Below are 25,958 nucleotides of genomic sequence, written 5' to 3'. Positions count from 1 at the left end.
GCAACTCGGACGCGAACCCTCAACCGGCCGACTCAGACCAGCGACTCCCGCCAGGCGCGGTGCAGCGACGCGAACTTGCCGCCCGCGGCGATGAGCTCCGCGGGGCTGCCGTCCTCGATGATGCGCCCGTGCTCCATCACGAGCACCCGGTCGGCGATCGCGACGGTCGAGAGCCGGTGGGCGATGATGATCGCCGTCCGGTCGTCGAGCAGGGTCGTGAGGCCCTCCTGCACGAGCCGCTCCGACGGGATGTCGAGCGACGCCGTGGCCTCGTCGAGGATCAGCACGCGCGGGTCGGCGAGGAAGGCGCGGGCGAACGACAGCAGCTGCCGCTGGCCGGCGCTCACGCGTCCGCCGCGCTTGTTGACGTCGGTGCCGTAGCCGTCGGGCAGCGCCATGATGAACTCGTGCGCGCCGACCGCTCGGGCGGCCGCCTCGATCTCCTCGTCGCTCGCGCCCGGCTTGCCGAGCGCGATGTTGTCGGCGACGGTGCCCGAGAACAGGTACGCCTCCTGGGTCACCATCACGACCGCGCGCCGCAGGTCGTCGTTCGAGAGCTCGCGCAGGTCGACGCCGTCGAGCTTCACCGAGCCCTCGGTCGGGTCGTAGAAGCGCGAGACGAGCTTCGCGAGCGTCGACTTGCCGGCGCCCGTGGTGCCGACGAGCGCGATCGTCTGCCCCGAGGGGATGTGCAGGTCGAAGTCGGGCAGCACGACCTTGCCGCTGCTGTACGAGAACTCGACCGCGTCGAAGTCGATCTGCCCGCGAGACTCGGGCAGCGCCTTCGGCGCACCGGGCTCGCGCACCGTGGGCTCCTCCTCGAGCATGCCGGAGATCTTCTCGAGCGCCGCCGATGCCGACTGGTAGCCGTTGAAGAACATGCCGATGCCCTGGATGGGCTGGAAGAAGTTGCGCGCGTAGAGCGCGATCGCGAGCAGCACGCCGATCTGCAGCGACCCCTCCGCGACCCGCAGGCCGCCGACGAGCACGAGCGTCGCGATCGTGACCGCGCCGATCGCCATGATGCCGGGCTCGTAGATGCCGAAGATGTTGATCGTGCGGTAGTTGGCGTCGCGGTAGTCGTCGACCCGCTCGTCGAACTCGCGCTGGTTCGCGGGCTCCTTGCGGAAGGCCTTGACGGCGCGGATGCCCGTCATGGTCTCGACGAAGTGCACGATCATGCGCGCGCTCGTCGTGCGGGTCTCGCGGAACAGCAGCGTCGAGCGCACCTGGAACCAGCGGGTCAGGATGATCGCCGGGATGAGCGCGATGCCGATGATGAGACCCGACAGCGGGTCGAGCACGGTCATCGCGACGCCCGTGAACGCCATGAACAGCACCCCGCGCACGAGCTCGTTGAGCCCCTCGTCGAGCAGGTCGCGGATCGCCTCGAGGTCGCTCGTCTGGCGCGCGATGATGCGGCCCGACGTGTAGGACTCGTGGAACTCCAGGCTCAGCCGCTGCGCGTGCGCGAAGAGCCGCCGGCGCAGGTCGAACAGCACCGTCTGGCTGATGCGCGCGATGCCCACCGTGTAGAAGTACATGAGCACGCCGGCGAGCACCGCGGCGACGATGTAGGCGATCGTGGCGACCCACAGGGGCATCCAGTCCGCGCGCTCCATGATCGACGGCAGTCCGGTGTCGATGCCGTAGGCGATGAGCATCGGGCCGGCGATGTTCGCCGCGACCGCGACGACCACGAGCACCATCGTGACGACGACGCGCCACAGGTGCGGGCGCAGCAGCGTGCCGAGCAGCTTCCGCGAGCGCGCGCGGATGGCCTTCGACTCGGCCTTCGTGTAGTCGGTGCGGTCCTCGCCCTGCACGCCGTAGACGCTCATCGCGACACCTCCTCGTCCTGCTCCTGCTCGAGCTCGCGCTCGAGCGCGTCCACGTCGATCACCTGCATCGAGCCGGTCACGGCATCGATGCTCCTGCGGTCGAGCTCGGCCTCCTCGAGGCTCGAGATCACGTAGCGGTAGTGCTCGTTGCGCGCGAGCAGCTCCGAGTGCGTGCCGACGTCGTCGATGCGGCCGTCGCGCATGAGCGCGACGCGGTCGGCGAGCTGCACGGTGCTCGGGCGGTGCGCGACGATGAGCGCCGTGGTGCGGTCGAGCACGCTGCGCAGCGCCTCCTCGACCTGCGCCTCGGTCTCGACGTCGAGCGCCGAGAGCGGGTCGTCGAGCACGAGCACCGCCGGGTCGGCGGCCACGGCGCGCGCGAGCGCGAGGCGCTGGCGCTGGCCGCCCGAGAGCGAGAGGCCCTCCTCGCCGATCTGCGTGTCCAGGCCGTCGGGCAGGTCGCGGACGAAGCCGGCCTGCGCGATGTCGAGCGCGCGGTCGAGCACGTCGTCCGACGCATCCGGCACGCCCATCAGCACGTTCTCGCGCACGGTCGCCGAGAAGAGCGTCGCGTCCTCGAACGCCATCGCGACGTGCGTGCGCAGCTCCGAGAGCGACAGGTCGCGCACGTCGACGCCGTCGAGCAGCACGCGGCCCCCGGTGACGTCGTAGAGCCGCGCGGGCAGCGCGGTGAGCGTCGTCTTGCCGGAGCCGGTGATGCCGATGAGCGCCATCGTCTCGCCCGGCTCGAGCGTGAGCGTCGCACCGTCGACGAGGTCGCGCTCGTGCGGCTGGGCGTCCTGGTAGCGGAAGTGCACGTCGTCGAACACGAGCCGGCCGCGCGGCTGCGCGATGGTCGTCGGCGCCTCCGGGTCGACGATCGTGTTCTCGCTGTCGACGATCTCGTGGAAGCGGCGCGAGGCGTTCGACGCGTCGATGAGGAAGGCGAAGAGGAAGCCGATCGACTCGATGGGCCAGTTGAGCACCATCGCCACGGCGAAGAACGCGAAGAGCGTGCCCACCGAGAGCTGCCCGGTCGCGGCGAGCCAGACGCCCAGGAAGAGGCAGACGGCGTACGAGACGTACGGCACGATCGTCAGCCACATCCACAGGTGCCCGTCCATGCGGGCCTTGTCGATCTCGGTCTCGCGCAGGTTCGACGCCTGGTCGGTGAAGCCCTCGAGCGCGTGCCGGCCGCGGCCGAACGCCTTGAGCACGCGGATGCCGTGGATCGACTGCTCGACGGTGGTCGCGAGGTCGCCCGCCTGGTCCTGCGCCGAGCGCGAGATCGTGAAGTAGCGGCGCTCGAAGCGCAGCGCGACGAAGACGATCGGCGCGGAGAGCACGACGAAGGCGCCCGCGAGCACCGGGCTCCAGAAGAAGAGGATCACGATGCCGACGACGAGCGTGATCGCGTTGACGACGAGCAGCGGCATGCCGAAGGCGATGAAGCGGCGGATCATGCCGAGGTCCTGCACGGCCCGGCTCAGCAGCTGTCCTGACTGCCAGCGGTCGTGGAAGGCGACCGGCAGCGCCTGCAGCTGGCCGTAGAGCGAGCGGCGCATCGCCGCCTCGATCTGGGTCGAGGGCAGCGTCACGAGGATGCGGCGCATGTAGACGAAGAACGCCTCACCGAGCGCGAGCAGCAGGATCGCGAGCGCGACCGGCCACACGGCGGATGCGTCGGACTGCGCGAGCGGCCCGTCGACGAGCGCGCGCATGGCGATCGGCGTCGCGAGGCTCAGCAGCGCCGAGATGAGCGCGGCGACCGTGCCGAGCACGAGCCGGGGCAGCACCGGGCGCAGGAACGGCAGCAGCCGGGCGAGCGCGGACAGGTGGCTCGCGGTCTCTGGCTGCTCGGTCGGAGGCTGGGCGGGCGGGGACTGCTCGGGCGGGGGCGTCGAGGACATGAGGGCGATCCTTCGCGATCGCGAGCGTCGTGAGCCCGCGGTGCTGGTGCGACCGGTGGGTCGCGATGGTGGTGCTGCGTCCGACCTCGGGCGGTCGGCGCGTGCGAGCGAGGCTCGCGACGGGCTGCGAGGCCCTCCTGCTACCGGCGTCCGCGGACGTCGGTGCGGGCGAGGAGGGCGCGGGCGGCAGCGATCGGAGCGTTCGTCGTCGTGCTCATGGCATCCTCCTCGGTCGGCCGCGTCGGGGTGGCGCGGACAGCCTTCCATCCTAAGCAGTCGCAGCGCGGTGCGTCTAGCCCCGCAGCCTCGAGTCGCCCGTCAGAGCGACGCGAGCAGGCGGTCGGCGTCGCGAGGGCGGGCCAGCAGCACCACGGGCGGCGCCGACGCATCCGCGTGCCATGCGCGCATCCGCATCCGCTTGGAGCGCCATGACCGGACGTGCCACGCGATGATCGAGTGCCGCGACAGCGCCCTCGACAGGGTCTCGACGTTGCCGTTGCAGATGCGCTCGCGCGTGCGGATGCGCCGGAGCGTGCGGCGGACCAGCCGCGCGAGCGAGACGTGGCGGTCGTAGTCGAGCGCCACGATCGCGTCGATCCGATGCCACGCGTGCGACGCGTGCGACGACCAGAGCGTGTCGAGCACCCACGCGTCCTGCGCGATCACCGGCAGCACCCGCCGCAGCTGCTCGGCGTTCGGCACGGGTGTCCACTGCGGATCCCAGCAGAGATCGTCGACGAGCGTGACCGGCAGCCCGAGCCGCTCCCCCAGCGCGATCGCGAGCGTCGACTTGCCGGCGCCCGTGGCGCCGACGCAGAGGATGCGGCGCGCGCGGCGGACGTCGTCGACGGTGCCTGCGCTCACGGCAGCCAGGCTAGTGACGTGGAACGCCGCGCGGTGGTGAGGTCCCGCGACGGGTTGGGCCACCCGCGACGGGTTGGGCCACCCGCGACGGGTTGGGCCACCCGCGACGGGTTGGGCCACCCGCGACGGGTGGGGCCGCCCGCGACGGGTGGGGCCACCCGCGACGGATGGGCCCGCTCGGCCACCGGTCGCGGGCGGGCCCACCTGTCGGCGAGCCAGCGACGGTCAGTGCGCGAAGTGGCGCTCGCCCGTGAAGTACATCGTGATGCCGGCCGCGTTCGCCGCGGCGATGACCTCCTCGTCGCGCACCGAGCCGCCCGGCTGGACGACCGCGGTGACGCCAGCGTCGAGCAGGATCTGCAGGCCGTCCGCGAACGGGAAGAACGCGTCGGACGCGGCGACCGATCCGGCCGCGCGGTCGCCCGCGCGCTCGACCGCGAGCTTGCACGAGTCGACCCGGTTCACCTGGCCCATGCCGACGCCGACGGAGGCGAGGCCCGACGCGAGCAGGATCGCGTTCGACTTCACCGATCGGCAGGCGCGCCAGGCGAACTCGAGGTCGGCGAGCACGGCATCCGACACGTGCGACCCGCTGACGCGGCGCCAGGTGTGCGACGAGAACCCCTCGAACGTGTCGGGCTGCTGCACGAGCACGCCGCCAGAGACCTGCCGCAGCTCGGAGCCCTCGCGCGCGTAGCCCTCGGGCAGGCGCAGCAGGCGGATGTTCTTCTTGGCGGTCAGCAGCTCGAGCGCCTCGGGCTCGAAGTCGGGGGCGACGACGACCTCGGTGAAGATGTCCTTCACCGTCTCGGCCATCGCGCGCGTGACCGTGCGGTTCGCCGCGATCACGCCGCCGAAGGCCGAGACCGGGTCGCACGCGTGCGCGCGCTCGTGCGCCGACGCGATCGGGTCGGCGGCGCCGGCCGCGGCGACCGCGATGCCGCACGGGTTCGCGTGCTTGATGATCGCGACCGCGGGCTCCGAGAAGTCGAAGGCTGCACGGAGCGCCGCGTCGGCGTCGACGTAGTTGTTGAACGACATCGGCTTGCCGTGCAGCAGCTCGGCCTGCGTGATGCCCGCGCCGCCGGGCAGCGCGAAGATGCCCGCCTGCTGGTGGCTGTTCTCGCCGTAGCGGAGGCCCGAGACGAGCGTGGCGGCGCCGACCGCCTTGAGGAGGCCCGTGGCGCTCGACGTGTCGGGCGCTGATGCCTCGACCGCGGCCGGCGCCGGCGCGGCCTGCGCTGCGGGTGCCGCGGCCGGCTCGACCGGCTCGGGCTTCGGCGCGGCGGGCGCGGCGGGCGCCTCGACCGGCTCCCCCGCGAACCAGCGCGCCACGGCGCCGTCGTAGGCGGCGGTGTGCGCGAACGCGTCGCGCGCGAGCGCCCGGCGCTGCAGCAGCGTGAGGCCCGTGCCCGCGGCCTTCGCGATGAGCGGGTAGATGCGCGGGTCGGTGACGATCGCGACGTTGGCGTGGTTCTTCGCCGACGCGCGCACCATCGCCGGACCGCCGATGTCGATCTGCTCGACGACGTCGGCGTCGGCCGCGCCGGAGCGGACCGTCTCGACGAACGGGTAGAGGTTGACGACCACGAGCTCGAACGGCGCGATGCCGAGCTCGGCGAGCTGCGCCTCGTGGTGCTCGAGCCGCAGGTCGGCGAGCAGGCCCGCGTGGATCGCCGGGTGCAGCGTCTTCACGCGGCCGTCGAGCGCCTCCTGGAACCCCGTGACCTGCGCCACCTCGGTGACCGGGAGGCCGGCATCCGCCAGCATCTTGGCGGTCGAGCCGGTCGAGACGAGCTCGACGCCCGCCTCGGCGAGCGCGCGGCCGAGCTCGACGACCCCGCTCTTGTCGCTCACCGAGAGCAGCGCGCGCCGGAAGGGCACCAGGTCGCGCTCCCGGTAGAGGCTCGGGTCGTGCTGGGGTCCGCTCACTGTCTCTCCTCCGTGTCGCTCGCCGCTCGGCGTCGCTCGAGGCCGTGGTCGGCCAGGTCGCACGTGCCGTCGGCGATGTCGATGATCACGCTCGCGAGCAGGTCGCGCTCCACGAGCTTGATGCGGTCGTGCAGGGTGTCCTGCGTGTCGTCGGGCAGCACGGGCACGCGCTGCTGCGCCAGGACGGGACCCGTGTCGACGCCGCTGTCGACGATGATCACGGATGCGCCGGTCTGCGTCACGCCGGCCGCGATCGCGTCGCGCACCCCGTGCGCGCCGGGGAACTCGGGCAGGTACGCCGGATGCGTGTTGAGGATCGCGGGCTCGAAGCGCGCGACCGCGCGCGCCGACAGCAGCCGCATGAAGCCGGAGAGCACGACGACGTCGGGCTCGAACGCCGCGATGCGGTCGGCGATGCGGTCCGACCACGCCTCGCGCGGCGCCGCGAACGGCTCGACGAACGTCGGGATCCGGGCGGCGCGGGCGATGTCGAGGCCGGCGCACTCGCGGTCGGCGCCCACGGCGATGATCTCGGCCGGGACGCGGCCGGCGCGGGTGCGCTCGAGCAGATCCGCGAAGTTGGTGCCGCTGCCGGAGACGAGGACGACGAGGCGCAGCACGTGCTCCATCCTACGGCCCCGGCGATTCACCCGATCGGGCGGTCAGCCTCCGGGTCGCGCTCCGGGTCGCGCGTCCGCTCGTGCTCCGGATGCGGCGGCTCGGTCGCGTCGTCGGCCGGCCCGTCCCCTGCCTCCGCCTCGGACGGCGCGGCGTCGCGCGTCGTCCGCGGCATCGGTGCCACGGCCGCCGTCTCCTGCGCGTCGGGGTCGACGGCGGAGCTGTCGGTCACCGGCGCATCCGCATCGCGGTCGGCCACCTCATCCGTGCCGACCACGTCATCCGCGCCATCCGCATCGTGCACCGGCTCGTCACGGCTGCGGCCGAAGCCGAGCACGTCGCGCATCGACGTGCCCGCGCCCTCCTTGGCGAGCGCGCTCGCGCCGCGGCCGCCGGCGAGCATGCCGATGAGCAGCCCGGCGCCCACCTCGAGCGCAGCCCACGCGGCGACCTGCACGGCGTCCGGGCCGGTGAGCGACAGCCGGCCGGGACCCGCCGCGCCCGTCGCGAGCATCGCCGCGACGCCGAGCAGCGCGCCGGCGAGCACGCCGCCGCCGACCGCGGTCGCCGCGAGCTCCCACCAGTGCACCGGCCGATCGGCGCTGCCGGCGAGCGTGGTCTGGCGCGCGAACGCGCCCACCACGACCGCGGCGAGCACCGGGAGCGCGACGACGACGAGCATCCACGACTGCGTGTCCGGGTCGATCGCCGTCAGCATCGGCAGCGAGGGCACGGGGCCGAGGTCGGTGCCGAGCGGCGAGACGCTCGAGCCGCGCCCCAGCATGAAGCCCGGGCCGATCGCCCACGCGGCGCCCCACACGATCGCGACCGGCGCGAGCGCGAGCTGCAGGAGGAGGAGCACGCCTGCGCCGAGGTGCGTCACCTCGAGCGACTCCATGAGCAGCAGGCCGTCGGTGAAGCGCAGCAGCAGGCCGATCCCGACGAGCAGCGCGCCGACGCCGAGCACGCCGACCGCGCCGCCGATCCCCGCGCGCAGCGCCGCGCGCACCGGTCGCAGCCATCCGTCCTCGATGGTGAGCGCGCGCGCGAGCGCGTGCAGCCAGTCGTGGCCGCGCGCCGCGAGCAGGGCGCCGACCATGCCGACGAGCGCGACGAGCGCCGGGAGCGCGAACGCCTGGCCGAGGTTGGGGGCGGCGCTCGGATGCTGCGCGCTCACGCCCGCGAGCAGCCCGACGGCGCCGGTCGCGAGCGCGCCGGCGACGACGGCGATGCCGGTCTCGACGGGCGGCAGCTCGGCGAGCCGGCGGCCGCTGCGCCAGTGCAGCCAGAGGGTGACGAGCCCGATGCCCCAGGCGCCCAGCGTGAGCACGAACGAGCGCCCTGCCTCCTCGAGGCCGATCGCGAGCACCGCGTCCGGCGCGAGCGTGATGCCGACGTCGACGCCGTGGCCGAGCATCCACGCGTCGACCGCGATGCGCCACTGCAGCAGCGGGTCGCCGCCGAAGCCCTGGTCGATGCCCCAGACGGCGAGCAGCACGAGCGCGCACAGGACGAGGCCCACCGCCGCGATGGCGGCGGACTCGACAGCCTGGCCGATCCCGGCCCACACGCGACGCACGGCTGGCAACCCTACCGACGATCCGCTCGCCGGCCGTCTCCCCCGCCGCGCGCCGCCAGAGCCCGGTCGCGGTAGGTTGGAGGCGCATGGCGCGGCCGGCGCGAAGCGCTCTTGGCCGCCGTTCTACACGACCGCGAGGGGTTCGAGCCGCATGGCCAAGATCATCTACACGTACACCGACGAGGCGCCCATGCTCGCGACGCACTCGCTGCTGCCGATCGTCCGCGCGTTCGCCGCCGCGGCCGACGTCGAGGTCGAGAGCCGCGACATCTCGCTCGCTGGCCGCATCGTCGCGGCGTTCGCCGACCGGCTGCCGGCCGACCAGCAGGAGTCGGACGCGCTCGCCGAGCTCGGCGAGCTGGCGAAGTCGCCCGACGCCAACATCATCAAGCTGCCCAACATCTCGGCATCGGTGCCGCAGCTGAAGGCGGCCATCGCCGAGCTGCAGGGCAAGGGCATCGCCCTCCCCGACTACCCCGACGAGGTCTCGACCGACGAGGACCGCGACATCCGCGCCCGCTACGACGCGATCAAGGGCTCGGCCGTCAACCCCGTGCTCCGCGAGGGCAACTCCGACCGCCGCGCCCCGCGCTCCGTGAAGGAGTACGCGCGCAAGCACCCGCACTCCATGGGCGCCTGGCTGCCCGACTCGAAGACGGCCGTCGCGACGATGGGCGCCGGCGACTTCCGCGCCAACGAGCAGTCGGTGACGATGCCGGCCGACGACACGCTGCAGATCCGCCTCGTCACCGAGGGCGGCACGACCGTGCTCAAGGACGGCCTGCGCGTGCTCGAGGGCGAGATCGTCGACGCGACCTTCATGAGCGCCAAGGCGCTCGACGCGTTCCTCGTCGAGCAGGTGCAGCGCGCCCGCGACGAGCATGTGCTGTTCTCCGCCCACCTCAAGGCGACGATGATGAAGGTCTCCGACCCGATCATCTTCGGCCACGTCGTGCGCGCCTTCCTGCCGACGGTCTTCGAGCGCTACGGCGCCGCCCTCGACGAGGCGGGCCTCTCGCCCGAGAACGGCCTCGCCGCGATCCTCTCCGGGCTCGGCGAGCTCGACGAGTCGACCGCAGCCGGCGTCCGCCAGGCGATCGAGGACGGCCTCGCCGACGGCCCGCGCCTCGCGATGGTGAACTCCGACCGCGGCATCACGAACCTGCACGTGCCGTCCGACGTCATCGTCGACGCGTCGATGCCCGCGATGATCCGCCAGTCCGGCCACATGTGGGGCCCAGACGGCGAGGAGGCCGACACGCTCGCCGTGATCCCCGACTCGTCGTACGCCGGCATCTACCAGGTGGTCATCGACGACTGCCGCGGCAACGGCGCCTTCGACCCGACCACGATGGGCTCCGTGCCCAACGTCGGCCTCATGGCGCAGAAGGCCGAGGAGTACGGCTCGCACGACAAGACGTTCCGCGTCGAGCAGGCCGGCCGCATCGAGGTCGTGAACGCCGCGGGCGAGGTGCTGCTCGGGCACGACGTGGAGCCCGGCGACATCTGGCGCGCGTGCCAGACGAAGGACGTCGCGGTGCGCGACTGGGTGAAGCTCGCGGTCACGCGCGCCCGCGCATCCGCCACCCCCGCGGTGTTCTGGCTCGACAAGGGCCGCGCGCACGACGCGCAGCTGATCGCGAAGGTCGAGGAGGAGCTCGGCACGCACGACACCGACGGCCTCGAGATCGCGATCATGAGCCCCGTCGACGCGACGAAGCACGCGATCGAGCGCATCCGCCGCGGCGAGGACACCATCTCGGTGACCGGCAACGTGCTGCGCGACTACAACACCGACCTGTTCCCGATCCTCGAGCTCGGCACGAGCGCGAAGATGCTGTCGGTCGTGCCGCTGCTGAACGGCGGCGGGCTGTTCGAGACCGGCGCCGGCGGCTCCGCCCCGAAGCACGTGCAGCAGCTCGTCGAGGAGAACCACCTGCGCTGGGACTCGCTCGGCGAGTTCATGGCGCTCGCCGAGTCGTTCCGGCACCTGTCGGAGTCGACCGGCAACGCCCGCGCGGGCGTGCTCGCCGAGACGCTCGACGCCGCGACCGGCTCGTTCCTCAACGAGAACAAGTCCCCGTCGCGGAAGACCGGCGAGCTCGACAACCGCGGCAGCCACTTCTGGCTCGCGCGCTACTGGGCGGAGGAGCTCGCGGCGCAGACCGACGACGCCGACCTCGCGCAGACGTTCGCGCCGGTCGCCGAGGCGATGGTCTCGCAGACCGAGGCGATCGAGCGGGAGCTCGTCGCGGTGCAGGGCAGCCCGGTCGACCTCGGCGGCTACTACCGCGTCGACACCGAGCTGGCCGACGCGGCGATGCGCCCGAGCACGTCGCTGAACGCGATCCTCGCGCCGCTGCGCTGATCCGCACCGACGAAGGGCCCGGCTCCGGCCGGGCCCTTCGCCGTTCCCCGGCGGAATCGGCGCTCAGCGCTCACTGATCTGGATAGTGCGGTCGAAGGCCCCGTCAGCGCTGATTGCTCCGGTGGCGCGGCCACAGGTGGTCTCCCCGGCGCACGATCGCCAGGATTTCCTGCTCGATCGCCGGCCACTCGTCGTGGATCTGCCGGTAGCTGAGGCGCAGCACCAGGAACCCCGCGGCAACGAGCCGACGATCCCGCGCCCGGTCGCGCTCGTACGCCAGCGAGTCGGTGTGGTGCTCCCTGCTGTCGCACTCGATGACCAGTCGCTCCCCGAGCAGCACGTCCACCCGCATGCCCTGCAGCAGCCGCACCTGGATGCGCGTGGCGATGCGGAGCGAGCGCGTCCGCAGCCGCACCATGCTCTCCGTCCCGGCCTCCGACCGCCCGTCGGCGAGGTCGAGGAGCGCACGGATGCGCAGCGGCGCGAGCCTCGTCCACGCCTGCAGCTCGTCCTTTGTCGCGAGCCGCTCGTGCAGCAGGGAGTCGATGATGACGACGATGTCCTCCTTGCTCCCGCACCGCAGAACGCACCGGAAGCTGGTCTCGAGGTCGTCGATGACGCTCGAGACCGGCGGTTGCGGGCCGTGCGGCCTGCAGCCGGTGGGTCCGCGGTGTCGCGCCGAGCGAACGTGCCAGCCCTTCCGCTCCGGCACCCACGCACCGAGCAGCCGGAGCGCGCTGAAGCACGAGATGCAGCCACCGCTACGCACGGCCGCGAGCGCCTGCGGGACCGGGTCTTTGCCGAACCAGCCCGGGCGCACCCGCTGCAGGCCACCGTCCCGGACCGCGCACTCGATCTGCCACTTGCTCCAGCCCAGCACACCGAGCTGCGCGGCAGTGAGGATGCCGAGCTCGAACACTCGGGGGTCCATGGCGGGTCAACCTGCCACAGTCCGGCGGCCCGCCGTCGAGCGGCGGCGCCGCCTGTGGACCGCCCGGAGGATCTGTCGCCCAGGGACTCCTCGGCCGCGCTATCCGGTCGAACACGCGCTCGGCGCCGATTTCTCCGGAGTCGACTACGTCAGGTGGTCGAACGCGCCCGTCACCCAGCCGATGTGCCGCTCGGCGCTGCGGGCGATCGCCGTCGGGCCGTCCTCGACGACCTGGCCGGGGATGTTGCCGTAGACGCGGCGGAACCGCAGCTCGGCCGCGCGGTCCGCGAGCCGGCGCACGACGCCCGCCGAGAGCGGGATGTTGTTCGGGTACGAGCGCATGAAGCCGACGCTCGCGCGGTCGGGCTTCGGCTGCATCGTGTCGCCCGCGAGCAGCGACCCCTCTCCCTCGCTCCCGGCCTCCCACACGACGACGGCGGCGCCCGGGAAGTGCCCGCCGAGGCGCAGCAGCCGCACGCCGGGCAGCAGGTCGACCTCGTCGTCCCAGAGCTCGATGCGCTCGTGCTGGCGCTGCACCCACGACGCGTCGTGCCGGTTCACGAGCACGCGGGCGTCGAGCGCATCTGCCCACGCGCACTGCACGCCGAACATGTGCGGATGCGACGCCGCGACGACCGCCAGACCGCCGAGCTCGCGCACCTGCTCGACCGCCGCGTCGGTGATGGTGCTGAGCGGATCCCACAGCAGGTTGCCCTCAGTGGTCTGCACGAGGATCGAGCGCTGGCCGATGCCGACGGCCGGGTCGGAGGTGAGCGCCCACGCGCCCGGCTCGAGCTCGACGACGTCGATGTGCATGCCGTCGTCGGCGTGCTCGTCGGTGCTCGTCCAGATCTGGCCGTGCATCGGCACCCACTGGCGCTCGTCGGCGCAGATCGGGCAGGTCTCGGGCAGCGGCTCGGCGGCCTCGACGCCGCACGTCGCGCACAGGATCGTCATGCGCCCACTCTGCCGCGCGTCGGCGCCGAGCGCGAGGGCGACGCCCGGATGCGCCGGGCAACGCCCGGATGCGCCGGGTCTGGTCGTACGCTGCCGCCATGGCCCGCTTCCGCCGCTCGATCGTCCGCAGGCTCGCCGACCGCGCGATCGTGGCGCTCGCCCGGGCGGGCTTCGGCCCTGGCGGCGCGGTCGCGCTGACCGTGGCCGGCCGCTCGAGCGGCGAGCCCCGCACCACGCCGGTCACGCCGCTCGCGCTCGACGGTCGCGTGCACCTCGTCGCGCCCTACGGCGTCGTCGACTGGGTGCGGAACCTGCGCGCCGCGGGCGTCGCGACGATCGAGCGCGGGACGACGCACGAGGTGCGCGCCATCGAGCTCGCCGCCGATGACGCGGCACCGGTGCTGCGCGCGTACGTGCGCCGCACCCCGATCGTGCGGCCATACGTCGCTGCCGGGCCGGACGACGACCTCGCGGCCTTCGCCGCGATCGCCGCCCGGCATCCGGTCTTCGTCATCGAGCGCATCGGCGGAGCGGCGCCCGACGCAGCCTCGCGCTCGTCGGCCTCGGGCTAGTCGGCCTCGGGCTCTGCGGCCTCGTCCTCCTCGGGCTCGAACGTCGACGCCTCGTCGGTCGTCGTCGCGCCCAGCCCGTCCGGGTCGGCCGGGATCGTGCCGTCCTCGCCGAGGCCTCCCGGCTTCTTCGTGCCCTCGCTGTCGTGTCCCTCGTCGTGGCTCATCGCCGCCCCCTCCGTCGTGTCGATCGGTGCGGCAACCCTAGTGCGCGGGCCCGTGCGCGGGCAGGGAGCGCACACCGGCCGGGGACGCGAACAGGGCCCCGGCCGAAGCCGGGGCCCTGCAGAGCGGGTCAGCTCAGAGCGACTCGATGATCTCGCGCATGAGGCGGGCAGCCTCGGACGGCGTCTCGCCGACCTTGACGCCGGCGGCCTCGAGGGCCTCCTGCTTCGCCTGCGCCGTGCCCGACGAGCCGGAGACGATCGCGCCGGCGTGGCCCATCGTCTTGCCCTCGGGCGCCGTGAAGCCGGCGACGTAGCCGACGACCGGCTTCGTCACGTGCGCCTTGATGTAGTCGGCAGCGCGCTCCTCGGCGTCGCCGCCGATCTCGCCGATCATGACGATCGCCTTCGTCTCCGGGTCGGCCTCGAACGCCTCGAGCGCGTCGATGTGCGTCGTGCCGATGATCGGGTCGCCGCCGATGCCGATGGCGGTCGAGAAGCCGAGGTCGCGCAGCTCGAACATCATCTGGTACGTCAGCGTGCCCGACTTCGAGACCAGGCCGATCGGGCCCTTGCCGGTGATGTTCGCGGGCGTGATGCCCACGAGCGACTCGCCCGGCGTGATGATGCCGGGGCAGTTCGGGCCGATGATGCGCGTGGTGCCCGCGGACTTCGCGTGCGCCCAGAACTCTGCCGAGTCCTGCACCGGGATGCCCTCGGTGATGACCACGAGCAGGCCGATGCCGGCGTCGATGGCCTCGATGACCGCGTCCTTGGCGAACGCCGGCGGCACGAAGACGATCGAGACGTCGGCGCCGGTCTCGGCGATCGCCTCGGCGACGGTGCCGAACACGGGGAGCTCGACGGCGGAGCCGTCGGCGGCGGTGTGCGAGACGGTCGTGCCGGCCTTGCGGGCGTTCACGCCGCCCACGACCTGCGTGCCCGCGGCGAGCATGCGCGCGGTGTGCTTGGAGCCCTCGCCGCCGGTGATGCCCTGGACGATGACCTTGCTGTCCTTGTTGAGATAGATCGACATCTTCTGCTCTCCTAGGCCGCAGCCAGCTCGGCGGCCTTGGCCGCTGCCTCGTCCATGGTGTCGACGACGGTCACCAGCGGGTGGTCGGCGTCGGCGAGGATGCGTCGGCCCTCCTCGACGCTGTTGCCGTCGAGTCGCACGACGAGCGGCTTCGAGGCCTCGTCGCCGAGGATCTCGAGCGCCTTGACGATGCCGTTCGCGACCTCGTCGCAGGCGGTGATGCCGCCGAAGACGTTCACGAAGACGCTCTTCACGTCGGAGTCGCCCAGGATGACGTCGAGGCCTGCTGCCATGACCTCGGCGGATGCGCCGCCGCCGATGTCGAGGAAGTTGGCGGGCTTCACGCCGCCGAACGCCTCACCGGCGTAGGCGACGACGTCGAGCGTCGACATGACGAGCCCGGCGCCGTTGCCGATGATGCCGACCTGGCCGTCGAGCTTCACGTAGTTGAGGTCCGACTCCTTGGCCTTGGCCTCGAGCGGGTTCGCGGCGGCCTTGTCCTCGAGCTCCGCGTGGCCGGCCTGGCGGAAGTCGGCGTTCTCGTCGAGGGTGATCTTGCCGTCGAGCGCGATGACGTCGCCGCTCTCGGTGAGCACGAGCGGGTTGACCTCGACGAGGGTGGCGTCCTCCTTGTCGAAGACGCCGTAGAGCGTCACGAGCACGGGCGCGACCTTGGCGACGAGCTCCTCGGGGAAGCTCGCGGCGCGGACGATCTCCTCGGCCTTCGCCGCGTCGATGCCGACCGCCGGGTCGACCTCGACCTTGGCGAGCGCCTCGGGGCGCTCCTCGGCGAGCTGCTCGATGTCCATGCCGCCCTCGTACGAGCACATGGCGAGGTAGGAGCGGTTCGAGCGGTCGAGCAGGATGGAGAAGTAGTACTCCTCCTTGATCGCTGCGCCCTCGGCGATCATCACGCGGTGCACGGTGTGCCCCTTGATGTCGAGGCCGAGGATGGCCTCCGCGGCCGTCTTCGCCTCCGCCGGGCTCTTCGCCAGCTTCACGCCGCCGGCCTTGCCGCGGCCGCCCGTCTTGACCTGTGCCTTCACGACCACGACACCGCCGCCGAGCTCCGTGGCTGCTGCCTCGGCCTGCTCGGGGGTGTCGGCGGTGATGCCTCGCAGCACGGGTACCCCGTGCTGCTCGAACAGGTCCCTTGCTTGGTACTCATAGAGATCCACGCGTCATCCAATCCGTTGATGTTGGGGGATTCGCCTGGGCAAGCCTAGCGCCGACGCGCATGCGCCCCCGCTCGCTTTCGGTTCCCCGAAGCGTCAAGATTCGGCATTCGTACGGCTTTCGAACGAGCCTGGCCTTCGTTGCGGGGGCGCCGCGGAGCCCGGACGATGGATGCCAGGAGGACACCCATGGATCCAGCGCTCCAGCGCCGCCCCGACCTGCCGCCGCCGGTCGAGTCGATGGCCTCGAGGCTCAACTGGCTGCGTGCCGGCGTGCTCGGGGCGAACGACGGCATCGTCTCGACGTCGGCCCTCATGGTCGGCGTCGCAGGCGCGGGCACGACGCTCGCGGGCATCCTCACCGCCGGCATCGCCGCCCTGGTCGCGGGCGCCTTCTCGATGGCCGTGGGCGAGTACGTCTCGGTGTCGTCGCAGCGCGACAGCGAGCGGGCGGCGATCCGTCGCGAGCTGCGCCACCTCGACGAGAACCCCGAGGGGCAGATCGACCAGCTCGCGCACATGTACGAGCTCCGCGGCCTCTCACCCGAGACGGCGCACCTCGTCGCCGCCGAGCTGACGGCGTCCGATCCCCTGCGCGCGCACCTCGACGTCGAGTACAAGCTCGACCCGGAGGACCTCAACAACCCCTGGGCGGCCGCCGCCTCCTCCGCCGTCGCCTTCACCCTCGGCTCGCTCGTGCCGCTGCTCGCGGCACTGCTCTCGCCTGCCGCGTGGATGCCGTGGTCGATCGTGGTCGCGACGATCGTGGCGCTGCTGGTCACCGGCATCGTCTCGGCGCGCATCGGCGGCTCCGGCAAGCGGCTCGGGACGCTGCGCGTGCTGCTCGGCGGCATCATCGCGCTCGCGGCGACCTGGTCGATCGGCACCCTCCTGGGCTCGCCCGTGCACTGAGGCACCGGCCTCGGCTCACGCGAGGTCGAGCGGTGCCGCGCCGAACGAGACGGCGAAGCGCTCGCACCAGATCGAGACGCTCGTCACCTGCGCGAGGTCGACCCCATCGGGGATCGCGTACTGCTGGGTGCCCACGTTGCCGCGCAGCGGTCCGAGCGAGGTCCATGCCCCGTCGTCGAAGACGAACCACCCGTCCGTGCCCTCGATGACGGGCTGGTCGGTGAGCCACACGTGCAGGTCGGGCCCGTTCACGGTGTCGAGGCCGTCGAGGACGAGCACCCGTGCGCCGTCCTCGAGCTGCAGCACGCGAGCCGTGCCCGTGGTCGGGTGCTCGTGCGAGACCAGGGCGCCCGCCGCGAGCTCCACCGGCCCCGTCGGTGCCGCGAGCGTCGGCGACGCCGAGGGCGCTGCCGGAGCGGACTCCGCCACCGGTCCCGCGGTCGGCACCGCCTCGATGACCGTCTCGTCGTACAGCAGCCGCCAGGGCTGGAAGACGGCTCCCGCGACAGCCCCGACGAGCAGGACCGCGATCGCGGCGCCGAGCCACCAGATCCGTCGGCTGCGCGTGCGCTCCATGGCCTCGATCCCCGGTTCGTGCTGGGCGAAGGATACCAGCGAGGACGATGGTCAGCGCCGCGCGCTGTAGCGCAGCTCCGGCCTGCCCGTGCCGCCGTAGCGCGGCGCCACCTCGGCGCGGCCCTCGATCACCAGCCGCTCGAGGTAGCGGCGCGCGCTCACCCGCGACATCCCCAGGCGCTCGCCGATCTCGGCCGCGCTCGCCGACTCCTCCAGTGTCTCGAGCACGGCGGCCACGCGGTCGAGCGTCAGCTGCGACCCCGCCGGCGCCGGCCGCTGCCGATCCGCCGGCTGCAGCATGGCGTCGACCGCGCGCTGGTCGAGCACCTGCACGCCGAGCGCCTCCGCCTGCTCGAGCTCGGCCCGGATCGCCTCGAGCCGCTCGCGCATCGCCTCGAGCCCGAACGGCTTGACGAGGTAGTGGCGCACCCCGAAGGCGCGGGCCGCCCGCACGGTCTCGAGGTCGCGCGCCGCGGTCACGGCCACGACCTCGCCGGCGAAGCCGCGCGTGCGCGCGACCCGCAGCACCTCGATGCCCGAGGCGTCCGGGAGGTGCACGTCGAGCAGCACGAGGTCGGGGCGGAGCGCCTCGATCGCCTCGAGCGCGGCGCGCCCGGTCGCGGCCTCGCCCGCGACCACGAAGGCGCCGTGGCGCTCGACGAACCTGCGCGTGACGAGGGCGACCGCCTTGTCGTCCTCGACGATGAGCGCGCGCAGCGGCCTCATGCGCGCACGCCGCTCGGCACGACCGGCAGGCGCGCGACGAAGCGGGCACCGCCGAGCGGCGAGGGCTCCACGTGCGCGCTGCCGCCGAGCCGCTCGGCGACCCGTCGCACGAGCGTCAGTCCGTAGCCGCGCGCGAGACCCGCGACGTGCGACTTCGTCGACACCTCGATGTCGAAGATCGCGTCGCGCTGCGCCTCGGGCACGCCCGGACCGTCGTCGTCGACCGTGATGGTGACGACGCGGGCGCCGCCGTCGCCCTCGTCGTCGATCGCGACCTCGATGCGGCCCCCGTCCGACGCGTCCATGGCGTTGTCGACGAGGTTGCCGAGCACGGTCACCCAGTCGCCCGCCACGCCGACGGAGTCGGCGGGGCGGAGCGTCGATCCGGGCAGCACGGCCAGCTCGACGCCGCGCTCCTTGGCCTGCGCCCGCTTCGCGAGCAGCAGCGCCGCCACCTCGAGCTCGAGGATGCCGGAGGAGGGCTCGAGCGATGCGAGCGCGCCGCCCGCGCCCGCCCGCTCGATGACGCCCATCGCCGCCTCCGCCTCGCCGAGCTCGAGCAGGCCGCCGAGCGTGTGCAGGGTGTTGGCGAACTCGTGCTGCTGCGCGCGCAGCGTCTCGGTCATCCCCTGCGCGCCGGCGAGGTCGCGCAGCGCCGCGTCGAGCTCGGTGCGGTCGCGGAGGATCAGCACGGTGCCGACGGCGCGGTCGTCGACCACCACGCGGTCGACGCGGGCGACCAGCATCCGCTCCCCTGCGAGCACGAGCTGCTGCTCGCCGGCGTCGGCGAGCAGCGGATCGATCGGCGCGTCGAGCACCTCGGCGATGGGCGTGCCCGCGAGGTCGGCCCCCTCGCGTCCCAGCAGCCGCAGCGCCGCGTCGTTGCACAGCACGATGCCGCCGCGCTCGTCGAGCACCACGAGGCCGTCGCCGATGCCGTGCAGCGTCGCGTTGCGGGTCTCGAGCATCGACTTGATCTCGTCGGGCTCGACGCCGTAGATGCGTCGGCGCACGAGCGACGCCGCCCAGGAGGCGAGCACGACGCCGACGATCGCGGCGATGCCCAGGCAGAGGGCGAGGATCCAGACGGTGCTGAGCCAGTCCCGCTGCAGCTCCGCCTCGAGGATGCCCACCGACACCTGGCCCACCACGGCACCCGACTCGTCGAACACCGGCACCTTCGCGCGCCACGACGTGCCGAGCGTGCCGGTCTGCGTGCCGACGTAGACCTCGCCCGACTCGGCCGCCGTCGGGTCGGTCGAGACGCGCTCGCCGATCAGGTCAGGGTTGGGGTGCGAGAAGCGGATGCCGTCGGCATCGGTGACGACGACGTAGGTGACGTCGGAGGCCTCGCGGATCGTCTCGGCGATCGGCTGGATGATGGCCGACGGGTCGGGCTCGTCGAAGGCGTCGACCACCGTCGGCAGCCCGGCGGTCGACTCGGCCACCGCGATCATGCGGTCGAGGTAGGCGTCCCGGAGCGAGCGCTCCTGCAGCCAGGCCGCCGCGATCCCGGACCCGAGGATGACGACGAGCATGATGGCGCTCTGCAGCAGCACCAGCTGGGTGCGCAGCCTCATCGCCCGTCTCACGTCGCCCATGGTAGGCCGCGCCCGAGCGGCGTAGCCTCTGACCAGAACGACCGAAACGCACCTTTCGACCACAACCCCGGCGCACGCCTCCGCCCCCGTTACGGTCACAGCAGATCGCGACTCGGCATCGGTGCCGGGCGCTCAAGGAGGAGACGTGCGATCCATGCACCACAGCACCCAGCGCAGCACGCGCATCACCACCCTCGTCCGCGTCGGCATCGCCGGCGCTGCGGTCGTCGCCCTCGCAGGGTGCTCGACCGGCGGCACGCCGTCGGGCTCCCAGGGCGCCGACGGTGAGGCCGCGGCCATCACCGACGTGAGCGTCATCGCCCCCGCCGACCCCGGTGGCGGCTGGGACCAGACGGCCCGCGCCCTCGGCCAGACGCTCACCGACACGGGCCTCGTCGGCTCCGCCCCGGTCGAGAACATCGGCGGCGCGGCCGGCACGGTCGGCCTCGCGAGCCTCGCGACCGAGACCGACCCGAACACGCTCATGGTCATGGGCTCCGTCATGGTCGGCGGCGTCGAGACGAACGCCTCCGAGACGCGCATCGAGGACATGACCCCCATCGCGAAGCTCACCGAGGAGCCGCTCGTGATCGTCGTCCCGGCCGACTCGGAGTACCAGTCGCTCGAGGACCTCATCGACGCGATCGTCGCCGAGGGCCAGGGAGTCGCCGTCACCGGCGGCTCCGCGGGCGGCATCGACCACATCCTCGCCGGCCTGCTCCTCACCGAGGCGGGCGTCGAGGCGGCCGAGGTGCCGGCGACGCTCAACTACGTCGCCAACTCCGGCGGCGGCGAGGCGCTCACGATGCTGCTCGGCGGCACCGTCCAGGCCGGCATCTCCGGCGTCGGCGAGTTCTCGGAGTCCGTCCTCTCGGGCGACCTGCGCGCGCTCGCTGTGTCGAGCGAGGAGCCCGCGGAGGCCCTGCCCGACGTCCCGACCATCCAGGACGAGGGCATCGACGTGACCGTGACGAACTGGCGCGGCGTCATCGCCCCCGGCGGCATCTCGGACGAGGAGCGCACCGCGCTCATCGACCTCGTCACCGAGCTCCACGGCCAGGACGCCTGGGCCGAGGTGCTCGAGACGAACGGCTGGACGGATGCGTTCATGCCGGGCGACGAGTTCGACGCCTTCCTCACCGAGGACATCACCCGCACCCAGGAGACGCTGCGCACGATCGGCCTGATCGAATGAGCACCGCCTCGGCCGGCGCGCCCGAGCAGGGCGCGTCGGCCGCGGCGCGCGCGGAGCGGTCGTCCCGCATCGAGGCGATGATCTTCGTCGGGCTGCTCGTGCTGCTCGCCGTGGGCGTGCTCATCTCGACCACGACCATCCGCGAGCCCCCGGGCTCCACGAACACGCTCGGCGCCCGCGTCGTGCCCTACGGGGTCGGCGCCCTGCTGCTCGTCTCGTCGCTCGCCGTCCTCGTTGGCCAGCTCCGCGGTCGCTTCGGCCACCCCGAGGCGGGCGAGGACATCGACCTCGAGCACGGCACCGCCTGGATCCCGACCGGCATCCTGGCGCTCAGCTTCCTCTCCCTCATGCTCACCATCCCGTTCCTCGGGTGGCCCCTCGGCGTCACCGTCCTGTTCGCCGGCGCGTCGCTCGCGCTCGGCGCCAAGCGCTGGTGGGTCGCGGTGCTCATCGGCCTCGCCATGGGCGTCGTCACCCAGCTCGTGTTCGGCACGCTGCTCGGCCTCTCGCTGCCGCCCACCGGCACCCTCACCTCCTGGATCGGCATCTGATGGACACCTGGACCCTGCTGCTGGAGGGATTCGCCACCGCGCTGCAGCCGATCTACCTGCTGTACGCGCTGCTCGGCGTGCTGCTCGGCACCGCCGTGGGCGTGCTGCCGGGCATCGGCCCGGCCATGACGGTCGCGCTGCTGCTGCCGATCACGTACTCGCTCGAGCCCACCGCGGCCTTCATCGTGTTCGCCGGCATCTACTACGGCGGCATGTACGGCGGGTCGACGACGTCGATCCTGCTGAACACCCCTGGCGAGTCGGCGTCGATCGTCACCGCCCTCGAGGGCAACAAGATGGCGCGGGCGGGACGCGGCGCTGCGGCGCTCGCGACCGCGGCGATCGGCTCGTTCGTGGCCGGCACCATCGCGACCGTGCTGCTGACGCTCCTCGCGCCCACCGTCGCGCGCTTCGCCGTGAGCCTCGGCCCGGCCGACTACTTCGCGCTCATGGTGATCGCGTTCCTCACGGTCGGCGCGCTGCTGGGCGACAGCGCCTGGCGCGGCATGGTGTCGCTCGCCGTGGGACTCTTCATCGGGCTCATCGGCGTCGACACGCTCACGGGGCAGTCCCGCTTCACGTTCGGCGTCCCGCAGCTCGGCGACGGCATCGACGTCGTGCTCGTGGCCGTCGGCCTCTTCGCGCTCGGCGAGGCCCTGTACGTCGGCTCGCGGCTGCGGCACGGCACCATCCCGATCATCCCGATCACCCGAGGCTGGCGCACCTGGATGCGTCGCTCCGACTGGGCGCGCTCGTGGAAGTCGTGGCTGCGCGGCGCCGCGATCGGCTTCCCGATCGGCTCGATCCCCGCCGGCGGCGCCGACGTCGCGACCTTCCTGTCGTACGCGACGGAGCGCAGCGTCGCGAAGCCGGAGTACCGCAAGCAGTTCGGCAAGGGTGCGATCGAGGGCGTCGCAGGTCCGGAGGCGGCGAACAACGCGGCCGCCGCCGGCGTGCTCGTGCCGCTGCTGACGCTCGGCATCCCGACGACCGCCACCGCGGCGATCATGCTGAGCGCCTTCCAGACCTACGGCATCCAGCCCGGTCCGCGGCTGTTCGAGACGCAGTCGGCGCTCGTGTGGGCGCTCATCGCGAGCCTCTTCATCGGCAACACGCTGCTGCTCGTGCTGAACCTGCCGCTCGTGGGCATGTGGGTGAAGCTGCTGCAGATCCCGCGGCCGTACCTCTACGCGGGCATCCTCGTGTTCGCGGGCCTCGGCGCGTACGCGGCGAACTTCACCGTCTTCGACATCGGCGTGCTGCTCGTGCTGGGCGTGCTCGGCTTCTTCATGCGCCGGCTCGGCTTCCCGATCGCACCGCTCGTCGTCGGGGCGATCCTCGGCCCGATGGCGGAGGAGCAGCTGCGCAAGGCGATGCAGATCGGCCAGGGCGACCCGTCCTACCTGGTGCAGAGCCCCTTCGCGATCGTCGCGTACGTCGCGATGGCGCTCATCATCGCCCTCGCGCTGTGGCTCAAGCGCCGCCGCGCGCGCTTCGAGGCATCGCTGCCGCCCGCCGACACGGTCGCGATCGCGACCCTCGACGAGGAGATCGAGTCGCAGCAGCCGCACCCCGAGCTCGACCGCGGACGGCTCTCGACGCAAGCGCTGCCGCGGCAGCGCTCGACGTCGAACCACCCGGAGGGCCCGGACGTCGGCGGCGACTAGCCGCGACGCGGTGGATGCGTGGGAGGGGGGAGGCTGCGGCCTCCCCCTTCTGCATGTCGGCGGCCGGGCGTAGCGTCGCGCACATCGAGCGGTCGACGGCGACCGCCGGGATGGGAGCGACCATGGCCGCGATGGAGTACCGCATCGAGCTGATCTTCGTGCCGGTGCGCGACACCGACCGCGCGAAGGCCTTCTACACCGAGCAGCTGGGCTGGCACGCCGACTTCGACCAGGTGGTGCGGCCAGGCCTGCGCTTCGTGCAGATCACGCCCCCGGGGTCGGCGTGCTCGATCGCCTTCGGCGAGGGCATCGCCGAGGACGAGCCGGGCACGATGCGCAACGTGCAGGTGGTCATCGACGACGCGGATGCGACGCGCGCGGCGCTCCTCGAGGCCGGCGTCGACGCGAGCGAGGTCGACGAGCAGGACTGGGGCCGCTTCGTCACCTTCGCCGACCCCGACGGCAACCGCTGGACGCTGCAGCAGCTGCCCGCGCGCGAGTGAGCCAGCGCTGACGGGCCGACGCTGACAGGCCCCCAGGCGGGCCGACGCTGCGCTGCCGGTGCCGCCGCGTCAGCCGTGCAGCGCCGGCTCGTGCACCGAGGCGAGCGCGAGCACCCGCCGCGCCGCGAGGTCCGCGCCGCGCAGCAGCGGCGAGGGCACCCCCGGCGACGCACCGATCGCGCTGCCGGGCTGCGTGCTGAGCGCCGGGATGCCGAGCACGAGCACGCGCGCCGACGGCTCCCCCGCGCCGTCGACGAGCGCGAGGCCGAGGTGCATCCCGGCCGACGGCGGCACGGCGTCGAGGCTCGCGCTCGGCACGCGCGTGCCGTCGCGCGCCTCGAGCTCGTGCACGCGCGCCCGACCGGAGTCGAGCAGCGCCCGGAGCAGCGGGTCGTCGGTCTCAGGCACCGCGCCCTTCGACATCCGCGTCTCGGCGAGCGCGCGGGCGCGGACGACCGCGCCGGTGATCGGCGAGCGCGCGACGAACGCGCCGTCCTCCACCGCGACGGTGGTCTCGGGCCCGATGAGCCGCACGATCCCGGCCTCGATGAGCGCGAGCACCTGCCGGGTGCGCCCCGCCGGCGGACCGCTCGCCAGGAACAGCCCGTCGGCGTCGAACCAGCCGTGCACGTCGCGCACGCGCGAGCCCCACTCGACGACCCCGGCGGCCGCGAGCCCCGCCGCCGGTCCGCGCAGCACCGCCATCGCGCGGTTGACGGCCTGCCGAGGGCTCGTCCCCGGGTTCGCGATGCTGTCGAGCTCGTCCTCGACGAGGCGGGCGACCATGCTCGACCACGCCTGCGCGTCGACCGGCTCGCCGAGCGTGGGCCGGCGCAGGTGCTCGAGCTGCAGCAGGTGCTCGGGCGCCAAGCGGGCGGCCAGCAGGGCGTCGACCGCGCGCGTCGCGGCGCGCGCGGCGCCGGCACCCCGCGCCGGCAGCGGGAGCGCCCCGAGCTCGGCCTCGAGCGCGGCGATGCCGCCGTGGACGGCGCCGGGGTGGCGGGCCTCGGCCGCGGCGGCGCCCGCGAGCGCCAGATCGCGGGCGAGCACCGGCCAGACCTCCGCGGCGAAGTCCACCGACCCGGCCGGCCGCGCGCCGACCTCGGCGAACCACGCGGGCGTCGCGAAGCGCGGCTGCACCGGCAGCTGCGGCGCGCTCAGGTCGCCCTTGCTGCGGTACGGGATCCCGCGATGCGACCCGGCGTGGAGCCGGGGCTCGAGGCCGCTCGGCAGGTAGCGCAGCCGCCCGTGCGGGTCGCCGGGGACCGGCGCGAAGCGGCCGCCACGGCCCGCGGTGAGCTCGGCGACCACGTCGAAGAAGTTCGCGCCGAGGCCGCGGACGATGACGTCCTCCCCCGCCGGCAGCGCCGACCAGTCGCGCTCCGAGGGCATCCCCGGTGCGACGTAGACGAGCCCCAGCCGCTCGGCGTCGGCCGCGAGCGCGCGCACCTCGGCGTCGGGCCGTGACTGCACCATCCCCTGCGCGAGCACCACGGAGCCGGTGACGAGCCGCGCGCCGTCGGCGAGCACGACGGTGGCCGAGTCCCGGGACTCGACCACGTCGACGACCGTGCCGACGACGCGCCCGAGCAGGACGCCGCCCCGCGCCTCGATGCGGTCGAGCTGCTCGCCGTAGTACGCGCCCTGCAGTCGACGGGAGGGGAAGGAGCCGGGGTCGGTGCGTCGCGCCTCCCGCACCACCCACGCCGGGCGGCCCGTGCGCTCGCCCTCCGCCGCGACGCGCCGCGCCCACCCGACGAGCGTCTCGCCGTCCTCCGGCACCTCCTCGAGGCCGGTCGACGCGTCGGGATGGATGGTCGTCTGCGACGACGTCGTGTTGTTGAGGAAGTGCTCGGTCTGGTCGGTGCGCCAGGTCGCGCCCGCGCCGACCTCGACCCGGTCGACGATGACGATCGAGACAGCGCGACCGCCCGAGCGGCGGCGGTGGGCGGTGACGCGCTCGACGAGCGCGACCGCGCGGGGCCCGCCGCCGACGACGACCGCGTCCCAGCGATGCGGCCGCATCAGCGCACCACGCCGCTCGCCGGCGTGGAGGCGCGTGCCGGGGTGCCCGTGGTCGCGCACCCGCCCCTGGATCCGTCGTGCCCGCGTGCGGCAGCGGTGGGGAGCCGTCGGGTGGTGGGCATCCGCACCCTCCTTCGGTGTCGCGCGCGGGCAGGTGTGCATCCAGGGTGGCAGAAGGAGCACCTCTGGCCCACATCGCGTGACGTTGTGTGTCACTCGCTCGCGGAGCACCGGCCCTCGACGCGGGCGACCGCGGAT

22 protein-coding genes are annotated in these 25,958 nt (G+C 73.2%); 7 read left to right on the top strand and 15 right to left on the bottom strand.

Features of this window, described 5'->3' with window-relative positions:
- Positions 1 to 32 precede the first annotated feature (32 nt).
- The 6 genes from EDD26_RS07525 to EDD26_RS07500 form a co-directional block, all read right to left on the bottom strand.
- Positions 33 to 1,841: an ABC transporter ATP-binding protein gene (locus EDD26_RS07525; RefSeq protein ID WP_123697141.1), complete on the bottom strand. Its 1,809-nt coding sequence runs from the start codon at positions 1,839 to 1,841 to the stop codon at positions 33 to 35.
- Positions 1,838 to 3,751, bottom strand: coding sequence for an ABC transporter ATP-binding protein (locus EDD26_RS07520; RefSeq protein ID WP_123697140.1), 1,914 nt, complete (start codon positions 3,749 to 3,751; stop codon positions 1,838 to 1,840). The genes EDD26_RS07525 and EDD26_RS07520 overlap by 4 nt, the downstream gene beginning before the upstream one ends.
- A gap of 318 nt (positions 3,752 to 4,069) precedes the next feature.
- Positions 4,070 to 4,615, bottom strand: a complete 546-nt coding sequence (locus tag EDD26_RS07515) for a P-loop NTPase family protein (protein ID WP_123697139.1) — start codon at positions 4,613 to 4,615, stop codon at positions 4,070 to 4,072.
- A 225-nt stretch (positions 4,616 to 4,840) separates the two neighbouring features.
- Positions 4,841 to 6,547, bottom strand: a complete 1,707-nt coding sequence (purH, locus tag EDD26_RS07510) for a bifunctional phosphoribosylaminoimidazolecarboxamide formyltransferase/IMP cyclohydrolase (RefSeq protein WP_123697138.1) — start codon at positions 6,545 to 6,547, stop codon at positions 4,841 to 4,843.
- Complete coding sequence (gene purN / locus EDD26_RS07505) at positions 6,544 to 7,167, bottom strand: phosphoribosylglycinamide formyltransferase (protein WP_170165572.1); 624 nt, start codon at positions 7,165 to 7,167, stop codon at positions 6,544 to 6,546. The genes purH and purN overlap by 4 nt, the downstream gene beginning before the upstream one ends.
- Before the next feature lie 26 nt (positions 7,168 to 7,193).
- Complete coding sequence (locus EDD26_RS07500; protein ID WP_123697136.1) at positions 7,194 to 8,744, bottom strand: cell division protein PerM; 1,551 nt, start codon at positions 8,742 to 8,744, stop codon at positions 7,194 to 7,196.
- Between the two features lie 151 nt (positions 8,745 to 8,895).
- On the opposite strand from EDD26_RS07500, the gene EDD26_RS07495 reads away from it, so the two are divergent.
- Positions 8,896 to 11,112 (top strand): NADP-dependent isocitrate dehydrogenase, encoded by a 2,217-nt coding sequence (locus EDD26_RS07495; protein WP_123697135.1) that lies wholly within the window; start codon positions 8,896 to 8,898, stop codon positions 11,110 to 11,112.
- A gap of 103 nt (positions 11,113 to 11,215) precedes the next feature.
- Here EDD26_RS07495 and EDD26_RS07490 read toward each other — a convergent pair whose 3' ends face one another.
- Entirely contained in the window at positions 11,216 to 12,043 is an 828-nt protein-coding gene (locus EDD26_RS07490) for an endonuclease domain-containing protein (RefSeq protein ID WP_123697134.1), read from the bottom strand.
- 144 nt (positions 12,044 to 12,187) lie between these two features.
- Positions 12,188 to 13,000, bottom strand: a complete 813-nt coding sequence (locus tag EDD26_RS07485; protein ID WP_123697133.1) for an MBL fold metallo-hydrolase — start codon at positions 12,998 to 13,000, stop codon at positions 12,188 to 12,190.
- 98 nt (positions 13,001 to 13,098) lie between these two features.
- Between EDD26_RS07485 and EDD26_RS07480 the strand changes: the two genes are divergently transcribed.
- Positions 13,099 to 13,572 carry a nitroreductase family deazaflavin-dependent oxidoreductase gene (locus tag EDD26_RS07480; RefSeq protein ID WP_123697132.1) on the top strand — a complete coding sequence of 158 codons (474 nt, stop codon included), beginning with the start codon at positions 13,099 to 13,101 and terminating at the stop codon, positions 13,570 to 13,572.
- Here the strand turns inward: EDD26_RS07480 and EDD26_RS14680 are convergent.
- The 3 genes from EDD26_RS14680 to sucC form a co-directional block, all read right to left on the bottom strand.
- Positions 13,569 to 13,736 (bottom strand): hypothetical protein, encoded by a 168-nt coding sequence (locus EDD26_RS14680; protein ID WP_170165571.1) that lies wholly within the window; start codon positions 13,734 to 13,736, stop codon positions 13,569 to 13,571. The genes EDD26_RS07480 and EDD26_RS14680 overlap by 4 nt on opposite strands.
- 133 nt (positions 13,737 to 13,869) lie before the next feature.
- Positions 13,870 to 14,769 (bottom strand): succinate--CoA ligase subunit alpha, encoded by a 900-nt coding sequence (gene sucD, locus EDD26_RS07475; protein WP_123697131.1) that lies wholly within the window; start codon positions 14,767 to 14,769, stop codon positions 13,870 to 13,872.
- An 11-nt stretch (positions 14,770 to 14,780) separates the two neighbouring features.
- Positions 14,781 to 15,947 carry an ADP-forming succinate--CoA ligase subunit beta gene (gene sucC / locus EDD26_RS07470; RefSeq protein ID WP_123697130.1) on the bottom strand — a complete coding sequence of 389 codons (1,167 nt, stop codon included), beginning with the start codon at positions 15,945 to 15,947 and terminating at the stop codon, positions 14,781 to 14,783.
- A gap of 186 nt (positions 15,948 to 16,133) precedes the next feature.
- Here sucC and EDD26_RS07465 point away from each other — a divergent pair, with 186 nt between their 5' ends.
- Positions 16,134 to 16,856, top strand: a complete 723-nt coding sequence (locus EDD26_RS07465) for a VIT1/CCC1 transporter family protein (protein WP_123697129.1) — start codon at positions 16,134 to 16,136, stop codon at positions 16,854 to 16,856.
- Positions 16,857 to 16,871: 15 nt separating this feature from the next.
- Here the strand turns inward: EDD26_RS07465 and EDD26_RS07460 are convergent, their stop codons facing one another.
- From EDD26_RS07460 to EDD26_RS07450, 3 genes are read right to left on the bottom strand one after another with little or no spacing between them, the layout of a single operon-like run.
- Positions 16,872 to 17,432 (bottom strand): DM13 domain-containing protein, encoded by a 561-nt coding sequence (locus EDD26_RS07460; RefSeq protein WP_123697128.1) that lies wholly within the window; start codon positions 17,430 to 17,432, stop codon positions 16,872 to 16,874.
- Positions 17,433 to 17,483: 51 nt separating this feature from the next.
- On the bottom strand, positions 17,484 to 18,158 hold the full coding sequence (locus EDD26_RS07455; protein ID WP_123697127.1) for a response regulator transcription factor: 675 nt from the start codon (positions 18,156 to 18,158) through the stop codon (positions 17,484 to 17,486).
- Entirely contained in the window at positions 18,155 to 19,750 is a 1,596-nt protein-coding gene (locus EDD26_RS07450) for an ATP-binding protein (RefSeq protein ID WP_211333845.1), read from the bottom strand. The genes EDD26_RS07455 and EDD26_RS07450 overlap by 4 nt, the downstream gene beginning before the upstream one ends.
- 163 nt (positions 19,751 to 19,913) lie before the next feature.
- On the opposite strand from EDD26_RS07450, the gene EDD26_RS07445 reads away from it, so the two are divergent.
- The 4 genes from EDD26_RS07445 (at position 19,914) to EDD26_RS07430 (ending at position 23,675) form a co-directional block, all read left to right on the top strand.
- On the top strand, positions 19,914 to 20,954 hold the full coding sequence (locus EDD26_RS07445; protein ID WP_123697125.1) for a Bug family tripartite tricarboxylate transporter substrate binding protein: 1,041 nt from the start codon (positions 19,914 to 19,916) through the stop codon (positions 20,952 to 20,954).
- Complete coding sequence (locus EDD26_RS07440) at positions 20,951 to 21,505, top strand: tripartite tricarboxylate transporter TctB family protein (RefSeq protein WP_123697124.1); 555 nt, start codon at positions 20,951 to 20,953, stop codon at positions 21,503 to 21,505. The genes EDD26_RS07445 and EDD26_RS07440 overlap by 4 nt, the downstream gene beginning before the upstream one ends.
- Entirely contained in the window at positions 21,505 to 23,172 is a 1,668-nt protein-coding gene (locus tag EDD26_RS07435; protein WP_123697123.1) for a tripartite tricarboxylate transporter permease, read from the top strand. Before EDD26_RS07440 ends, EDD26_RS07435 begins: the two co-directional genes overlap by 1 nt.
- A 131-nt stretch (positions 23,173 to 23,303) precedes the next feature.
- Positions 23,304 to 23,675 (top strand): VOC family protein, encoded by a 372-nt coding sequence (locus EDD26_RS07430; protein WP_170165662.1) that lies wholly within the window; start codon positions 23,304 to 23,306, stop codon positions 23,673 to 23,675.
- A gap of 69 nt (positions 23,676 to 23,744) precedes the next feature.
- On the opposite strand, the gene EDD26_RS07425 is transcribed toward EDD26_RS07430, so the two are convergent.
- The gene (locus EDD26_RS07425) at positions 23,745 to 25,700 is read right to left on the bottom strand and encodes an FAD/NAD(P)-binding protein (RefSeq protein WP_123698495.1); all 1,956 of its coding nucleotides are present in this window, start codon (positions 25,698 to 25,700) and stop codon (positions 23,745 to 23,747) included.
- Positions 25,701 to 25,958 lie beyond the last annotated feature (258 nt).

Source organism: Agrococcus jenensis, assembly GCF_003752465.1.
In the GTDB taxonomy this organism is placed as follows: Bacteria; Actinomycetota; Actinomycetes; order Actinomycetales; family Microbacteriaceae; genus Agrococcus; species Agrococcus jenensis.
Note: the sequence above shows the minus strand (reverse complement) of the source record. Positions and strands in the feature narration are given on the sequence as shown.

Bases quoted from the DNA above. Each gene is read 5' to 3' on its own strand.
- EDD26_RS07495 (WP_123697135.1), top strand. From the start codon at position 8,896: ATGGCCAAGATCATCTACACGTACACCGACGAGGCGCCCATGCTCGCG.
- EDD26_RS07440 (WP_123697124.1), top strand. From the start codon at position 20,951: ATGAGCACCGCCTCGGCCGGCGCGCCCGAGCAGGGCGCGTCGGCCGCG.
- EDD26_RS07430 (WP_170165662.1), top strand. From the start codon at position 23,304: ATGGAGTACCGCATCGAGCTGATCTTCGTGCCGGTGCGCGACACCGAC.
- EDD26_RS07525 (WP_123697141.1), bottom strand. From the start codon at position 1,841: ATGAGCGTCTACGGCGTGCAGGGCGAGGACCGCACCGACTACACGAAG.
- EDD26_RS07435 (WP_123697123.1), top strand. From the start codon at position 21,505: ATGGACACCTGGACCCTGCTGCTGGAGGGATTCGCCACCGCGCTGCAG.
- EDD26_RS07465 (WP_123697129.1), top strand. From the start codon at position 16,134: ATGGATCCAGCGCTCCAGCGCCGCCCCGACCTGCCGCCGCCGGTCGAG.
- EDD26_RS07445 (WP_123697125.1), top strand. From the start codon at position 19,914: ATGCACCACAGCACCCAGCGCAGCACGCGCATCACCACCCTCGTCCGC.
- EDD26_RS07460 (WP_123697128.1), bottom strand. From the start codon at position 17,432: ATGGAGCGCACGCGCAGCCGACGGATCTGGTGGCTCGGCGCCGCGATC.
- EDD26_RS14680 (WP_170165571.1), bottom strand. From the start codon at position 13,736: ATGAGCCACGACGAGGGACACGACAGCGAGGGCACGAAGAAGCCGGGA.
- EDD26_RS07480 (WP_123697132.1), top strand. From the start codon at position 13,099: ATGGCCCGCTTCCGCCGCTCGATCGTCCGCAGGCTCGCCGACCGCGCG.
- sucD (WP_123697131.1), bottom strand. From the start codon at position 14,769: ATGTCGATCTATCTCAACAAGGACAGCAAGGTCATCGTCCAGGGCATC.
- EDD26_RS07455 (WP_123697127.1), bottom strand. From the start codon at position 18,158: ATGAGGCCGCTGCGCGCGCTCATCGTCGAGGACGACAAGGCGGTCGCC.
- EDD26_RS07485 (WP_123697133.1), bottom strand. From the start codon at position 13,000: ATGACGATCCTGTGCGCGACGTGCGGCGTCGAGGCCGCCGAGCCGCTG.
- EDD26_RS07490 (WP_123697134.1), bottom strand. From the start codon at position 12,043: ATGGACCCCCGAGTGTTCGAGCTCGGCATCCTCACTGCCGCGCAGCTC.
- EDD26_RS07425 (WP_123698495.1), bottom strand. From the start codon at position 25,700: ATGCGGCCGCATCGCTGGGACGCGGTCGTCGTCGGCGGCGGGCCCCGC.
- EDD26_RS07520 (WP_123697140.1), bottom strand. From the start codon at position 3,751: ATGTCCTCGACGCCCCCGCCCGAGCAGTCCCCGCCCGCCCAGCCTCCG.